We start from the raw sequence: 14744 nt of genomic DNA, 5'->3' as shown, positions 1-14744 counted from the left end.
CTGTCCGCCATCATGGTGGGTGATGACCACCCGCCCCGAACAGCCCACCGGCTCCGCACCGCACAGCAGTTCCGGTGCCGGGCGCTATGCGCCCAGCCCGTCCGGCGACCTGCACCTGGGAAACCTGCGCACCGCGCTGCTGGCCTGGCTGTTCGCCAGGGCGCAGGGCCGCGAGTTCCTGGTCCGGATCGAGGACCTCGATGAGCGAACCCGGCCCGGTGCGGCGCAGCGGCAGCTCGACGATCTCGCTTCGCTCGGCCTCGACTGGGATGCCCCACCGCTGAGGCAATCGGAGCACCGCGACCGGTACCGGGCGGTGGTCGACGGGCTCGCCGATGCCGAACGCAGCTACGAGTGTTACTGCTCCCGCAAGGACATCCTGGCGGCGCCCACCGCGCCGCACGCGCCGCCCGGCGCCTACCCGGGAACCTGCCGCAACCTGCCACGGACGGAACGGGAGCGGCGACGCAACGAGATCGGCCGTCCGCCGTCGATCCGGCTGCGCAGCGACACCGGCTCGTTCACCGTCACTGACGGACTGCACGGCGCATACACCGGCGCAGTGGACGACTTCGTACTCGAGCGCTTCGACGGCACCCCCGCCTACAACCTGGTGTCGGTGGTCGACGACGCGTTCCAGGGCGTCGGCCAGGTGGTCCGCGGCGACGACCTGCTGCCGTCCACTCCGCGGCAGGCCTACCTGGCCACCGTGCTCGGACACCCGGTGCCCGCGTACGCACACGTCCCGCTGGTGCTCAACGACCGCCGGGAACGGCTGGCCAAGCGGGACGGCGCCGTCACCCTCGCCGAGTTGGCCGGGCTGGGCCGGAGCCCGGCCGACGCGCTGTCGATGCTGGCGCACTCGGTGGGGCTGGCCGAGCCGGGCGAGCCCGTCAGCCCCGCGCTGTTGCTGTCGCGGTTCGACCCGGCGCGGCTGCCGCGCGAGCCGTGGGTACTCCCCGACGAGCCGTGGGTACGCGCCGGCAGGTAGGCACGCCCGGATGTGGGGCACAGGAAGGGCCGGTGGTGAGAGAATCCCGCGGTGACAAGCACCCGTTCCTCCGACACCCGCCGACCGAGGGCGGCATTCGCCAGCACCGGCCCCGGGTTCTACCCGATGATCGCCGCCGTGTTCTGTTGCCTGCTGCTGATCAGCAACATCGGCGCCACCAAGGGCATCCAGTTCGGTCCGGTGCTCACCGACGGTGGGGTGTTCCTGTTCCCGCTGACGTACGTCCTCGGCGACGTGATGAGCGAGGTCTACGGGATGCGGGCGGCCCGCCGGGTGATCGTGCTCGGCTTCGGCATCCAGGTACTCGCGTCGCTGACGTTCTGGCTGGTCAGCATCTCCCCCGCGGCTCCCGGCTACACCGGGCAGGACGCCTTCGACACGATCGTCGGCGTGGTGCCGCGGATCCTGCTGGCCAGCGTCTCCGGCTACCTGATCGGCGAGTTCCTCAACTCCTACGTGCTGGTCAAACTCAAGGAACGCACCTCCGAACGCAAGCTGTGGCTGCGGCTGATCACCTCGACCCTGGTCGGCGAGTTCTTCGACACCCTGGCGTTCTGCCTGATCGCCGGCCCGGCCATCGGCATCACCGGATTCGCCGACCTGGCCAACTACACGATTCTCGGGTTCGTCATCAAGGTCGGGGTGGAGATCCTGCTGCTGCCGATCACCTACCGGGTGATCGCCGCGGTCAAGAAGCGCGAGCCGAGCTATGCCGAGGCCCTCGCCGCCGTCCCCCAGGACGTTCGCGGGTCCTAGCGCGGTTTTGGCCGTCGAAATGCCGCGTGGTTATCAGACCCGAGCGGTGTAGTAGCGGTCGCGGAACGCGCCGCCGTACTCGTCGAAGGTGCCCGCGGAGATACTCGCCCGCAGGTTGTCGACCAGCGAGATGACGAAACGCTCGTTGTGGATGGTGGCCAGGGTGGCGAAGGTGCGTTCCTTGGCCTTGAACAGGTGGTGCAGGTACGCCCGGGTGTAGTGCGCGCAGGTATAGCAGTCGCACTCGGCGTCCAACGGGGTGAAGTCCCGGCGGAACCGGGCGCCGGTCACGTTGTACCGGCCGTCGCGGGAGTAGATGGCGCCGTTGCGGGCGACCCGCGACGGCGAGACGCAGTCGAAGGTGTCGGCGCCGGCCTCGATCGCCACGATGATGTCGTCCGGTTCCGAAATACCCAGCAGGTGACGGGGTTTGGCCTCCGGCAGCTCGTCGCTGCACCAGCCGACGATGGTGCCGAGGTTCTCCTTCTCCAGCGCCCCGCCGATGCCGTAGCCGTCGAACCCGCCGTGCGCAGAGTCGAGAGCCACCAGGCCCCTGCAGGCCTCCCGCCGCAGATCCTCGTACTGTGCTCCCTGCACCACTCCGAACAACGCCTGGTAGGGCTTGCCCGGCCGTTGCGCGGTCAGCCGATCGTGCTCGACCAGGCACCGCTGCGCCCAGCGGCGGGTCCGCTCCACCGAGGCTTCCTGGTAGCCGCGGGTGTTCATCAGGGTGGTCAGCTCGTCGAAGGCGAACATGATGTCGGCGCCCAACTGGTGCTGGATCTGCATCGAGACCTCCGGGGTGAACCGGTGGGTCGAGCCGTCGATGTGCGACTTGAAGGTGACGCCCTCCTCGTCGACCACCGCCATCCTGGTCTTGCCCGGGGCGATGACGTCGTCGGACTGCATGCCGTCGGTGGACATCGCCAGCACCTTCTTGAAGCCGGCACCCAGACTCATCACCTGGAAGCCGCCGGAGTCGGTGAACGTCGGTCCTGGCCAGTTCATGAAGGCGCCGAGCCCGCCGGCCTCGTCGACGATGTCCGGTCCCGGCTGCAGGTAGAGGTGATAAGCGTTGGCCAGCACCGCTTGTGCGCCGGCCTGCTCGATCTGTTCCGGCAGCAGCGCCTTGACCGTTGCCTTGGTACCGACCGCGACGAACGCCGGGGTGGCGATGCTGCCGTGCGGGGTACTGATCACGCCGGTGCGCGCGTGCCGGCCCTGGATGCGGGCGCCGACACTGAATCCGAAATCGCTGGGTTGGTTCACCCTCGCATCCAACCAAACATCCAGCAGTTGTCCGGCCGGGTGAGTTCGGCGAGGATCGATCGATGCCCAACGACAAGGACGACCCGCCCGGCGGCTACACCCGGCACGAGACCGAGTCGCAACGGCTGGACCGCAATTTCAACGAGTTGCTGCAGGAGCTGCGGGTGGCGCAGGCCGGGGTGCAGATCCTGTTCGCGTTCCTGCTCTCGTTGGCGTTCCAGGCGAGGTTCGAGACATTGGACCAGTTCCAGCTCGACGTCTACATCGTCACCCTGATCGCCGCGACTCTCGCCGTGGTGTTCTTCACCGGCCCGGTGGCCGCGCACCGGCTGTTGTTCCGCCGCGGCGTGAAGGACTTCCTGGTGCGCTACACCGCCCGGCTGGCCGTTTTCGGGCTGATATTCCTGTCGATCGCGGTGGTCGGCGGAGTGGTGCTGGTGATCGACGTGCTGCTCAGTCGCGGCCCGTCGCTCGGCATCGGCGCCGCCCTGGTCGTCGTCGGTCTGGTCCTGTGGATCCTGATTCCCCTGCGGGTGCGCAACGCTGCCGGCGACCCGGAACGTTGACCCGGGATGTCACCCGGCGCCGAACGCGGCGGTGACCGGGGCGGAGACGTCGCAGGGCAGCACCAGGGTGGCACCGTCCAGTTCGCCGGGGTCGGTGAGGCCGTTGGACGCGGAGGTGACGAGCATCCGCCCGGGCAGGATGGTCACCGAGGTGGGCTGACGGACCGGCACCGAGATCAGGTCGGCCCAGCCGCCTTCGGGATCGAACCTGGCCACCGCCGCGCCGCCCCAGATGGCCACCCAGAGGTGGCCGTCGTCGTCAACCGTCATCCCGTCGGGCTTGCCGAAATCCTCGTCGAGGGTGACGAAATCCGTTCCGGCGCCCAGGGAACCGTCAACGGCCAGCGGATAACGACGGATGACGAAGGCCGACGAGTCGGCCAGATACAACGTCCGGCCGTCGGGGCTGACGGCCGGCCCGTTCGGGCAGCCGAGTCCGCCCAGCAGGTGGGTGACGGTGCGGTCGGGATCGGCCCGCCACAGGTCGCCGTTGCCGATCTCGCCGGGGAAATCCATGGTGCCGAAGAACATCCGCCCGCCGCTGACCGCGGCGTCGTTCACCCGGCGCGGCGGCTGCCGGCCGTCCACCGGGCGGTCGAACCAGTCCAGCGTGCCGGCGTCCCCGACCGCGGCGAACCCGGTGCCGGCGATCACCACGTGCCCGCCGCCGGTGGTCGGCGCCATCGCACCCAGCGGCAGGTCCAGGTCCAGCACCCGGTGCAGCTCGGCGGTGCCGCCGGCACTGCGCCACAGGTCCCCGTCCAGCAGGTCCACCTGCCAGAAGTCGGTGCCGTCCCAGCGACCACCTTCGCCGAGCCGGAACCGGTGCGAGTCCAGCGGTTGCACATCGACGGACCGGGCTTGCATCATCGGCTCTCCTCGCCTGCTCACGACTCGAGGGTGGCACCCTCGGCCGTCACGGTATAGCTCCTACCCTGCACCCGCAGGCCTGCCAGCCGGGCCGCCGGGTCGAAATGTGACAGCACACCGTTCGCGGTCACCCCGCCGTCGAGCGCGATGTCGACCCCGAAGATCCCGGAGATCACCAGTTCGCACCAGGCGCCGGCCGACGAGCAGGCCCAGTCGATCAGATACGGGTACTGCGGCGGCGACTTGCGGGCACCACCGTCGATCGCCGGCACCGCCTCGTCGACGAAGTGCGCCTGCCCGGGCGGCCCCTGGTTGGTGCTGCGGGCCAGTCCGCCGATCCAGTCGGCCACCACCTCCGGGTGACCGAGCGCGATCGCCGAGCGCGCCGAGTCCGGCGGCCAGGCCGGATAGGCGCCGTTCCACTGATGGTCGGACCGCACCGAGAAGGCCGCGTCCCGGTCGTAGGGCGACAACGCACGCATCCAGTTCGGGGTGCGCAGCTCGCGGACGAAGAAGTCGACCATCTCGTCGCCGGCGCCGGCCGGCAGATCGCCGGGGATGGTGGTGCCGATGGTGGCGAAGTCGTAACAGTGCCTGGTCTCCACCAGGGTGCCGTCCGGCATCGCGGTGTGGAAGATGCCCTTGCCCGGGATGTACCGCGACGCAACCAGTTTCGCCAGATCATCCGCTTCGGAACGGAGGGCGAGCGCGTCGTCGGCCCGGCCCCGGTGCTCGGCGATGTCCGCCGCCCGGCGCAGGCACCAGACGTTGGCGCCGTTCAGACTGGCCACCTCGTGCACGTAGGTGGACACGCACTCGAGCAGATTGTCGATGCCGCCGTAATCGGCCAGGCCGGTGGCCGAACGGATCCGGTGCCAGGCCCGCGACCAGTCCTGGACGTGCTCGGCGATCGGCTTCTCGGCGCCGTCGGCGGCCGCCAGTTGCTCGTCCAGGAACGCGAGATCGCCGGTGTGCCGCAGATAGTCGTCGACCAGCCGGGTCATCGCGTAGTGGTTCACCGAGTACCAGTAGCCGACCGGGCCACCCGTGAGCCACTCGGTTCCGAAGTGCGAGTCGATGTCCAGTCCGACCCAGTGCGAGATCTGCCGGCGCATCACCTCGGGGTCCAGCAGCGCGTGCACCTGGGACGACAGGCTGTAGTCCCAGATGAAGGTGGTGGTCTGCCAGTGCTTGGGCATCAGGGTGTCGTAGGTGCGGCCGAGCACGCTGGCCGGGTTGTCCCGGCGGAAGTAGAGCACGCCCATCGCCCCCCACCAATAGAGCGTGCGCAGCGCCTCGTTGTCGGTGTGCAGCACCGGCAGGCTGCCGGAGAACTCGTCGTTGCCGGGGGTGAACAGCGCCGTCAGGCTGGTGTTCCACTGCGCTTCGGAGGCACCGACGGTGCTATCCACGTCGGCGGTGATCCGGTCGAAGGCGCTGCGCGCCAACGCCTCCCCTGCATCCTCGGAGTTGCGGCCGGAGGCGATGGTGTAGCCGTAGCCGAGGATCACGGTATCGCCGGCTTCGACCGTGGTGCCGGCCCGCAACAGCCCGGGCGGGCCGTCGAACTGCCAGTCGCCGGCGACCGGCACCAGGCCCTGGACCGCGCTGGCCGAGTCGTCGGCCGGCGTGCCGATGCGCAGCGGACCGTCGGCGGTCACGGCGTTCGGCTTGCTCGGCGGGTACGGGTCGCTCCACGGCTCGTCGATCTGCTCGACCCACGGGTGTCCGGCGTGCACCACCGCCGATTCCACGGCCAGCCCGAGCTCCAGGTACCGGGCCCGGACATCGGTGTTCGTCACCGCGATCCGCACCAGCACCGCCGCCTCCCCCGGCGGGCAGACGGAGATCGTCTCGACCAGCCAACCGTCGATCGCGGTCCGCCGCAGCACCCGGTCCGGCCGCCAGACACATTCGACGGGTGACCCGTACGACTGGGCCAGACGCCCGCCCAGGAACAGCTTTCCGGTGACGGTGTCGCCGGTGGACACCGGCGGCACGTTCAGGCTGCGGACCGCCACCACATCGTGATCGACCTGGACGACGGCGAGGTGGTTCGTCAGCCCCGGGGGGTTGATCATGTCGTCGTAGTGGTCGACCACCGTTGCACTGGTGAAGTCCTCGACGTTCGGGATGAGCCGGGCAGCGGCGGCGCTGGTCATGTTGGTCCTCTCGGATCGGGTGTCAGTCGGCAAGCAGTCGGGCGGCGAACCAGGACGCGAGGTCGGCCTCGTCGAACGGGCCGCCACCCTCGTGCCCGTTGAACGGTCGGACGACGACCTCCGGTCGCACCGTCATGTTGTTGATCGCGCCATAGATCCCCGACGGCGGGCACACCCCGTCCATCAGCGCGACACAGACCCAGACCGGGGACCGGATCCACGGTGCCAGCAGGGCAACGTCGATGTAGTCCAGGTTCGCGGCAGCCCGCTCGGCCAGATCCCGGTGCGCGGCCTGGTACTGAACCACCTCGACGAACGGTCCGGCCGAGCTGACCTGCGCACTGCGCTGGATCCCGCACAGGAACGGGGTCCGGGCCGCGCAGGCCGTCACGTCGGGCACCAGGGCCGCGGCCGCCAGCGCCAGTCCACCACCCTGACTGTGCCCCCAGACCGCCACCCGGTCGGCGCGTACCCCCGGTAGCGTCCGCACCGCGTCGATGGCCCGGGCGGCGTCGGTGTAAAGCCTGCGGTAGTAAAGGTTTTCCGGCGCATCGATGCCACGGGTGAAGTAACCGTTGGCGGCCGGTCCGCTGCCGTGCGGATCGGGGGTGTCGCCCACCATGCCTATGCTGCCCTGGCCACGGGAGTCGACCACCAGATGGTGGTATCCGTGGGCGGCCCACAGCATCCGCTCGTGCGGCAGGCCGCGGCCGCCGCCGTAGCCGATGTACTCCACCACCACCGGCAGGTCGTCGGTGATGTTCTTCGGCCGGGTCCACCAGGCGCGGATCGGCTCGCCGGCGAACCCGGGAAAGGTGAGGTCGGAGATGTCGAACGCGGTGACCCCGGTGTCGGCCGGGGTCACCGTCACCTCGCCACCGGCGGCCCTGGCCGCCGCCAGGGTGTCTGTCCAGAATTGCTGCAGCCCGGCGGGGGCGGCTCGCGGGTAGCGGTAGGTCTGCAACTGCTCGAGGGGAAGATCGGACAACGGCATGCGGGCTGGACCTCTCGGGTTCGGGTGCGGGACACGGCCGGCGCTCGGGACTGACGAAGTCGGGGTGACGGTTCAGGACAACGAGAGATCAGTTCCGGGCGTTCGGATACGAATCGTATGCAGCCTGCAGTGCGGGCGGGACGCCGGCCGCGTCCGGGTCGGCGAAATCGGTGTTGGGCAGCAACGGGTACCAGTCCGGCCGGCCGGGATCCCGGTCGTAGGGGTAGCCCCCCAGCTCGCGATACAGCTCCGCGTACTCGGCGAGTTTGTCCCGGTCCAGCTCGACGCCGAGTCCCGGGCCGGACGGGACAGCGATCTTCCCACCCGAATAGCGCAGCTTCCCGCCGACGATCACGTCGTCGGCCAGGTGGTGGTAGTGCGCATCGGCGGCCAGGTTCAGGTTCGGCAGCACCGCGCCCAGGTGCAGCATGGTGGCCAGTTGAATGCCGAGCTCGCCGGACGAGTGCACGGCGATCCCGAGTTGGAAGGTCTCGCAGACGCCCGCCGCCTTGATGCAGGGCCGGATCCCGCCCCAGAACGTGGTGTCCAGCAGAATGACGTCGACCGCCGGGTCGAGGACGTTGGCCGCCAGCTGTTCGAAGTTCACCACGACGGTGTTGGTGGCCAACGGGATCCGGGTGTTCTGCCGGACCCGGCGCATGCCGTTCAGCCCCCAGGTCGGATCCTCCAGATAGTCGTTGTCCAGGTCCTCGATGGCGGCGGCGAAGGCGATCGACTCCTCGACCCCGAGCGCGCCGTTCGGATCGAAGCGCAGCTTGTCGCCCGGTAGTGCGGCGGCCAATTGTCGGTAGCACTCCAGCTCGTACGCGGTCGGGAAGACACCGCTCTTGAGTTTGTGCACCCGGAAGCCGTTCAACCGCTTGAGCTCCAGTGCGTGCTCGACCAACTGCTCGGGGGTGCGCACCTCACCGGCGCCGTCCCGACCCGGATAGCGGAAGAACAAGTAGGAGGCGAACTCCACCTCGTCCCGCACCTTCCCACCCAGCAGGTCGTGCACCGGCAGCCCGGCCCGCTTGCCGACCAGGTCCAGGCAGGCGAACTCGAGGGCGGCCAGCAACTGGGTGCGGTTGTTGTACAGGCTGGCCGTCGGGTTGGCGATCATGAACCGCAGTGCCTCGGTGCGCGCCGGATCGTGCCCGACCAGGTAGGGCTTGAGCGAGCGGATCGCCTCCTCGGCGCTCGCCCCGCCGCCCCCCAGCTCTCCGAGCCCGACCAGCCCGTCACCGGTCTCCACCTCGACAACGGTGCGGACGAACCGCCCCCAGTGCGCGCCGTTGCTGTGCCGCAACGGCGCCTGCAGCGGCACCGTCACCGTCGTGGCCCGGATATCGACGATCCGAGAATTGTTGTTGGACACCACATACCCCTGTCATTGATTCACTCTCGACTGCCCCGCCGGCGGGCGGGCACTACCGCGAACCGGCCCGGCTCAGAACTGGCCAAGGGCCATTCCGCGGGTGAAGGTGCGCTGGGTCAGCAGGAACAGCACCACCGTCGGCAGCGACACCAGCAGACCACCCGCCAGCACCACCTGCATGGTGGATCCGCCGTAGGTGCTCTGCATCGCGACCAGAGCCGTCATCACCGGCCGGACATCGCTGGAGCGGGTCAGCGTCAGCCCGATCAGCAAGTCGTTCCAGATCAGCGTCGCCTGCAGGATGAAGACCGCGACCAACGCGCTGGTCGACATCGGCAGGTAGATCCGGAAGAAGACCCGCAGGCTGCTCGCACCATCGACGGTGGCCGCCTCGAACACCTCGCGGGCGATGCCGGAGAAGAAGTTGCGCATCACGAACGCGGCAAACGGAATGGTCAGCACCGTGTAGACGATGATCATCCCGATCCTGGTGTCGTACAGGTCGAACTTCACGTAGCCGCGGAACAGCGGCATCAGGATCATCTGCACCGGCACCACGGTGGACGAGAAGATCACCACGAACCAGGCGAAGCCGTGCCGCAGGCGCAGCGCGACGATCGCGAACCCGACCGCTGCGCCGATGAGCACCGCGATGGCCGGCGACAGGATGCTGTAGATCGCCGTCGACAGCACACCGGCGCCGAGGTTGCCCTTCTCCCACGCCTGACCCATGTTCTCGAACAGCCCGCTCATGCCAACCGGCTGCCAGACGTCGATGAAGCCGTACTGGTCGCTGGTCTTGGCGGCATTGGCCAGCAGCAGGTAGACCGGGACCAGCCAGAGCAGGCCCATCGCCACCAGCACCACCCGGCGGATCACCGAGCCGACGGTCGGAGAATTCATTCAGACCACCGACTTCGACTCGGAGAGCTGGCGCCGCAGGTACAGGCCGGCGGCCAACACCGTGATCACCGTCAGGAAGACCGCGATGGCAGCGCCGGTCCCCCACTGGTTCTCCTGGAAGGTCGCCTTCCACATCCGCAGGGCCAGGGTCTCGGACTGTTTACCGGGGCCGCCCTTGGTCATCGCCCAGACCACGTCGAAGGTCTTCAGGCTGCCGACGATCGCCAACCCGACCACCACCGTGGTCAGCGGCCGCAGCATCGGCCAGTAGATGTGCCGGAACATGCTCCAACCGGACGCGCCGTCGATCCTGGCGGCCTCCACCGGCCCGTGGGGTATGGACGCCAGCCCGATACCGAACAGCAGCGCGTTGACGCCGGCCCCCTGCCAGGTGGTGGCGATGATCATCACCCAGGTGTTCAGCGGCGAGTCCAGCAGCCAGCGCAGATCCTGGCCGGGCAGATGCAGGGTCTGCAGCGCCTCGGTGAGCGCACCGTCGGTCTGCAGGATGAAGGTCCAGATGATGCCGACTGCCACCCCGGAGATGGCGTAGGGCAACAGGAACGGCAACCGGTACCAGAACGAGCCCTTGAGCCCGTGGGAGAGCAGCGCGATCGCCAGCCCGAGCCCGACCGGCAGCGCGATGGTGCCGACCACCCAGTACAGGGTGTTGACCGCCGCGTTGATCAGGTCCGGGTTGCCGAACATGTCGCGGTAGTTGTCCAGGCCCACCCAGGTGGCGGCACCGACGCCGGTGTACTTGGTGAAGCTCAGATAGCCGGTCCACAGGAACGGCAGGTACAGCACGATTGCCACCAGCACCAGCGCCGGTGCGGCGAAACCCTTGGCCTGCCAACCGTATCGATCATCCGCCCGTTTCGGCCGGGCCGCCGGCCGCGCGGCGAGAGCCACCGCCATCGTGGTGTTCCTTCCGGTTCCGTCCCCGGTCGGCGCCGCAGTTCGAGGCGCGGCGCCGACCGGTGGATCAGCGGGTCAGCGGTCAGGCGCTACTTGCCGGCCCAGTACTTGTCGGCGGCTTCCTGGATCTTGGTGAGCATCGGCATCGGATCGGCCACCGGGTTGGTGACGAACTCACCGAAGGCCGGCGAGGCGACCGTGTAGATCGGGTTCGGAGTGGCCTCCAGCCAACGCTTCTGGATCTCCCAGTCGCCCTGGCCCTTCAGGAACTCGGCCAGCGCCGGGTCCTTCACCGTGACCTTCGGGTTGAACGACACGTCACCCCGCTTGTCCGACCAGGCCTGTTGCGCATCCTGGCCCATCCACCAGGCGCTGTAGGCCAGCGCCGCCTGCTCGTCCTGCGATCCCTTGCCGACGCACAGCGGGCCGGTCTCCAGCACCATCTGCTGCTTCTTCACGTCGGGACTGAAGTTCGGCAACGCGAAGATCCCGTAGTCCTCGTTCGACTTCATCCCGACGCTGGTCAGCTGCCCGGTGAAGAAGGTGCCGAAGTAGGCCATCGCCACCTTGCCGGTCTTCAGCAGCGTCTGCGGATCGGTCTGCACACCCGGATCGATGAAGTACTTCTTGTTCGCCATCTCGTACCAGGCCTTCACCGCGTCGACCACGGCCGGATCGGTGTATTTGGTCTTGCCGGTACCCAGCCCGACGTAGGCCTCGGGGTTACTGCCGACCAGCAGCGCCTGGAACCAGACGAACTCGAAGATGATGTTCATCTGGTGCAGTGGCACGATCCCCTTGGCCACCAGGGTGTCCGCGACCTTGACGAAGTCGGCCCAGGTGGTCGGCACCTGCAGGTTGTTGTCGGCGAAGATCTTCTTGTTGTAGTACATCCCCCAGTACGCCACCAGCAGCGGCACGCAGTACTGCTTGCCGTCGTAGGTGTAGTTGTCGATCAGCCCGGCGGGCACGTCACCGTTGGCCTCGGCGGCCTTCCACAGGTCCGTGGTCTCCGAGATCAGGCCCTGGTCGACGAGTTCCTTGAGCTGGTCGCCGGTGTGCCAGGTGAACAACGTCGGCTTCTGGTTCGTCTGGAACCCCTGCTTGATGAATGCGTCGTACTGCGCGGCGTCCGAGTACCCGGTGAAGTTGATCGACAGTCCGCAGTCCGCGGTGGACTTGTCGTTCATCGACTCGAAGTCCGGCTGCCAGGCGGCCTTGTCGGTGGCAAACTGCAGGGGTCCGGACGCCGGCACCTTGCAGTCCGGTGCGGCACCGCCGGAACCGGCGGACGTCGAGCCTTCGCCGGCGCCGGAGCTCTCGGCGGGCTCGGAACTCGCTGCTGCACTGGAGGTATCGGCCGGGCTCTCGCCCGTCGCCGCGCTCGTGGCGGTGTCGGAGCCGGCGGCGGTCTCGGCTGAACTTGTCGCCGCTGGTGTACTCGCGCCACTTCCGGAATCGCTGCTGCCGCAAGCAGTAGCAGCCAGGACCGGGACCAGCGCCGCGGCCAGGATGGTCGCGAATCTTCGGGACTTCTTCACTTTCGTCACCTCACTGTGAGACCGATGGGCAGGACGGTGATGCTGGGTGTTCGGTTGATGCGGATGGCAGAACTCGTCACGCGCCGGCGGACTAGCGGTGCGGCGTCGATCTGTGCGGCGCAGTCACCGCAAGGTCGACCTTGACGAACCGCGGCCGGTAGATGCTCGCGTCGCGGTACAGGCTCGGGTTGTCCAGGGTGTTGACGTTGTAGGTGAGATAGATCGAGTTGCCACGCCGCAGCTCCGGATGCTCGTGGGCGTTGTAGGCGAACACGTTCGGGTCGCCGTAGCTGCCCGCCGGCCCGGTTTCCGGCATCGAATACAGCGTCCCGATGTCGGTGAACGGGCCTTGCGGGTTGCAGGCGACGTAGCCCCGGATGGTGGCATCGAACGGCACGGTGGTGTCCTGGGTGACAGCGAGATAGCCGTCCCGGAACGGCGTCACGCTCATTTCGTTCGCCACGTGGTCCAGGATCCGGGCCGAGTCGGTCTCGGTGGCCGACCAGTGCGAGCCGTCCCAATAGCGCCATGTCGAGGTCGCCGCCAGGTCGCCACCGATCACCTTCGCCAGGTGCAGATACTTCTGCGCCCCGAGATCCTCGACGCCGTACACCAGCAGATCCCTGCCCTGGCGCTGGATCCACGAGCTCCACTGGATGCCGGCCGACGACGGCAGCGGAAGGATCGCCGACCGCTGCCAGGTTCGGGTGTCGAAGCGCACCAGGCTGTTCGAACTCCACGACCAGTCCCAGATGCCGGGCCCGAACTTGGCGAACTTCAGCGCGACCACATCCAACTGCCGGCCGGAGCGGTCGGCGATGCCGTCGCCGAACCAGTACCAGCTGTCCGGGTCGTCCGGCGGCACCAACGCGGTCGGATCGGTGGCGGTCCCGCCGTGCACGGTCGTCAGCGTGCCGTTCTTCTCGATGACGATCGAGTTGTTGAGGAACGGGCTGCTGGTCGGCCGGCTACCGTCCGCGGCGACCGGGCCGAGGAACGTGTCGGAGAAGATCCAGGCCAGCCGGCCCCCGGAGATCGGCGCCGAATAGGTCGAATCGGCGCCCGACCAGCCGTCACCGTCGGCGCCGCCACCGGCGTTGCCGAACGCGGTGAAGCGGTCCGTCCTGACGGTGTCGACACCGGCAGTGGCGGTGATGGTCGACCGCGCCAGTGAGCAGGAGTTGCCGGTGCCGTGGCCCACCGGGGCCGCCGCGGGCCGAATCGAAATCCCGGGGCCGACGGGAGTGGCCTGCGCACCGACCGGTGCCAGTAACGGCCCGGCGATGCCGAGCAGCAGTGCGGTGGCCGCACCGACCAGTTGCCGGCGGCTGCGGCGGGGCGGCCGTCGGTCGGCGCGCGATCGGATCGGAGCGGTGACCGCCCCGATCAGGGGGACCTGCAGTGTCGCCATGGCTGCTCTCCTCGTTGAGAGTCGGTCGGGTTCAGGTGCCGCGATGGGAGGTCGCGGTGTGATCACGGGGGTTGCGGTCTGCTTCCTGCTGCGGGTCGACCACCGCGAGCACGCCGGCCAGATGCCGGTGCATGGCCAGCCGGGCGGCCTCCGCGTCGCCGGCCACCAAGTACCCGACGATGTCGGCGTGCTCGGTGTAGTCCTTTTCCGGATTGCCGTGCAGCACCAGGATTTCGGCCTGTTCGTCGGCGTGCACCTCGGCCAGCGAGTCGAGCGTTTCGGCGAGCACCGCGTTGCCGGTAGCGGCGGCGATCGCCCGGTGGATGCCCAGATTGGCCTCGACCAACCGCGGGTCGTTGTCCGCGAGGTAGCGCTGGGCCAGCGCCAGGGCGTCGGCGAGCGCGGCCTGCGACTCGGCGGTCCGGGCACCGGCAGCAAGCGCCGCGATTCCGGGTTCGATCACCAGCCGCGCCTGCAACAGGTCGGCCAGCTGCTGCCGTGTCGGTTGTGGCGCAAGGGCATTGGCCAACACCCGGCGGTTGGAGTTGGGTCCGACGTAGATGCCCGAACCGTGCCGGAACTCGAGGATCCCCAACCCCTCCAACCGGCGCAGTGCCTCCCGCATGGTCGGCACCGCCACCCCGAACTGCTGGGCCAGTGGCCGCAGGGCCGGGATCGCCTGCCCGGTGGCGAGCGCCTGGTCGCTGATCATCTGCACCACCGCAGCAGCCAGATCGGTCGACAGGGTGGACCGTCGGAGCCCGGCCGGCGCGGATACCGCCGCGTTGGCCACCTTCGACGGCTTGGTCATCAATTGATCAAATCACATGATGACTGCCGTGTGAAGCCCCTCCAGCGGGACCGGCTCCGGAAACCCGCCGCATCTGATGGGATGGATAACGACGCGAGGATCGGGTACTGCACTTGCGACCGTTGGACAACGCCGGCCGTCCCGACCGATGGA

At 68.6% G+C, this 14744-nt stretch carries 14 protein-coding genes; 4 read left to right on the top strand and 10 right to left on the bottom strand.

The window, feature by feature from the left end; translation table 11 throughout:
• Window positions 1–22: 22 nt before the first annotated feature.
• Both gluQRS and K340_RS0113525 read left to right on the top strand, forming a co-directional pair.
• A complete protein-coding gene (gluQRS, locus tag K340_RS0113530; RefSeq protein ID WP_029137112.1) occupies window positions 23–991 on the top strand; it encodes a tRNA glutamyl-Q(34) synthetase GluQRS in 969 nt (322 codons plus the stop codon).
• 51 nt (window positions 992–1042) lie between these two features.
• Window positions 1043–1768, top strand: coding sequence for a queuosine precursor transporter (locus K340_RS0113525; RefSeq protein ID WP_029137111.1), 726 nt, complete (start codon window positions 1043–1045; stop codon window positions 1766–1768).
• Window positions 1769–1801: 33 nt separating this feature from the next.
• On the opposite strand, the gene tgt is transcribed toward K340_RS0113525, so the two are convergent.
• Window positions 1802–3049, bottom strand: a complete 1248-nt coding sequence (tgt, locus tag K340_RS0113520) for a tRNA guanosine(34) transglycosylase Tgt (protein WP_029137110.1) — start codon at window positions 3047–3049, stop codon at window positions 1802–1804.
• A 50-nt stretch (window positions 3050–3099) separates the two neighbouring features.
• Here tgt and K340_RS0113515 point away from each other — a divergent pair, with 50 nt between their 5' ends.
• Complete coding sequence (locus K340_RS0113515) at window positions 3100–3603, top strand: DUF6328 family protein (protein WP_029137109.1); 504 nt, start codon at window positions 3100–3102, stop codon at window positions 3601–3603.
• Between the two features lie 9 nt (window positions 3604–3612).
• Here K340_RS0113515 and K340_RS0113510 read toward each other — a convergent pair whose 3' ends face one another.
• The 7 genes from K340_RS0113510 to K340_RS29925 form a co-directional block, all read right to left on the bottom strand.
• Complete coding sequence (locus K340_RS0113510; protein WP_084614416.1) at window positions 3613–4473, bottom strand: SMP-30/gluconolactonase/LRE family protein; 861 nt, start codon at window positions 4471–4473, stop codon at window positions 3613–3615.
• Between the two features lie 17 nt (window positions 4474–4490).
• Window positions 4491–6635: a glucosidase family protein gene (locus K340_RS0113505; protein ID WP_037364642.1), complete on the bottom strand. Its 2145-nt coding sequence runs from the start codon at window positions 6633–6635 to the stop codon at window positions 4491–4493.
• A gap of 22 nt (window positions 6636–6657) precedes the next feature.
• Window positions 6658–7629: an acetylxylan esterase gene (locus tag K340_RS0113500; protein WP_029137106.1), complete on the bottom strand. Its 972-nt coding sequence runs from the start codon at window positions 7627–7629 to the stop codon at window positions 6658–6660.
• An 88-nt stretch (window positions 7630–7717) separates the two neighbouring features.
• A complete protein-coding gene (locus K340_RS29930; RefSeq protein WP_051266225.1) occupies window positions 7718–9007 on the bottom strand; it encodes an enolase C-terminal domain-like protein in 1290 nt (429 codons plus the stop codon).
• Window positions 9008–9079: 72 nt separating this feature from the next.
• On the bottom strand, window positions 9080–9910 hold the full coding sequence (locus tag K340_RS0113490) for a carbohydrate ABC transporter permease (RefSeq protein WP_029137105.1): 831 nt from the start codon (window positions 9908–9910) through the stop codon (window positions 9080–9082).
• Window positions 9911–10828: a carbohydrate ABC transporter permease gene (locus K340_RS0113485; protein WP_029137104.1), complete on the bottom strand. Its 918-nt coding sequence runs from the start codon at window positions 10826–10828 to the stop codon at window positions 9911–9913.
• An 89-nt stretch (window positions 10829–10917) separates the two neighbouring features.
• A complete protein-coding gene (locus K340_RS29925; RefSeq protein WP_154674252.1) occupies window positions 10918–12018 on the bottom strand; it encodes an ABC transporter substrate-binding protein in 1101 nt (366 codons plus the stop codon).
• On the opposite strand from K340_RS29925, the gene K340_RS35900 reads away from it, so the two are divergent.
• Window positions 12002–12388: a hypothetical protein gene (locus K340_RS35900; RefSeq protein ID WP_154674251.1), complete on the top strand. Its 387-nt coding sequence runs from the start codon at window positions 12002–12004 to the stop codon at window positions 12386–12388. The two genes, K340_RS29925 and K340_RS35900, sit on opposite strands and share 17 nt — an antisense overlap.
• Before the next feature lie 72 nt (window positions 12389–12460).
• On the opposite strand, the gene K340_RS29920 is transcribed toward K340_RS35900, so the two are convergent.
• Complete coding sequence (locus K340_RS29920; RefSeq protein ID WP_154674250.1) at window positions 12461–13780, bottom strand: DUF4185 domain-containing protein; 1320 nt, start codon at window positions 13778–13780, stop codon at window positions 12461–12463.
• 31 nt (window positions 13781–13811) lie between these two features.
• Window positions 13812–14591: a FadR/GntR family transcriptional regulator gene (locus K340_RS29915; RefSeq protein WP_084614415.1), complete on the bottom strand. Its 780-nt coding sequence runs from the start codon at window positions 14589–14591 to the stop codon at window positions 13812–13814.
• Window positions 14592–14744 lie beyond the last annotated feature (153 nt).

Source organism: Nakamurella lactea DSM 19367, from assembly GCF_000426645.1.
In the GTDB taxonomy this organism is placed as follows: Bacteria; Actinomycetota; Actinomycetes; order Mycobacteriales; family Nakamurellaceae; genus Nakamurella; species Nakamurella lactea.
The sequence above is the reverse complement of the archived record's forward strand: the minus strand, read 5'-3'. Positions and strand labels throughout refer to the sequence as shown.

Bases quoted from the DNA above. Each gene is read 5' to 3' on its own strand.
- K340_RS0113515 (WP_029137109.1), top strand. From the start codon at position 3,100: ATGCCCAACGACAAGGACGACCCGCCCGGCGGCTACACCCGGCACGAG.
- K340_RS0113505 (WP_037364642.1), bottom strand. From the start codon at position 6,635: ATGACCAGCGCCGCCGCTGCCCGGCTCATCCCGAACGTCGAGGACTTC.
- K340_RS0113510 (WP_084614416.1), bottom strand. From the start codon at position 4,473: ATGATGCAAGCCCGGTCCGTCGATGTGCAACCGCTGGACTCGCACCGG.
- K340_RS0113490 (WP_029137105.1), bottom strand. From the start codon at position 9,910: ATGAATTCTCCGACCGTCGGCTCGGTGATCCGCCGGGTGGTGCTGGTG.
- K340_RS29920 (WP_154674250.1), bottom strand. From the start codon at position 13,780: ATGGCGACACTGCAGGTCCCCCTGATCGGGGCGGTCACCGCTCCGATC.
- K340_RS29925 (WP_154674252.1), bottom strand. From the start codon at position 12,018: ATGAACGACAAGTCCACCGCGGACTGCGGACTGTCGATCAACTTCACC.
- K340_RS0113485 (WP_029137104.1), bottom strand. From the start codon at position 10,828: ATGGCGGTGGCTCTCGCCGCGCGGCCGGCGGCCCGGCCGAAACGGGCG.
- K340_RS0113500 (WP_029137106.1), bottom strand. From the start codon at position 7,629: ATGCCGTTGTCCGATCTTCCCCTCGAGCAGTTGCAGACCTACCGCTAC.
- K340_RS29915 (WP_084614415.1), bottom strand. From the start codon at position 14,591: ATGACCAAGCCGTCGAAGGTGGCCAACGCGGCGGTATCCGCGCCGGCC.
- gluQRS (WP_029137112.1), top strand. From the start codon at position 23: ATGACCACCCGCCCCGAACAGCCCACCGGCTCCGCACCGCACAGCAGT.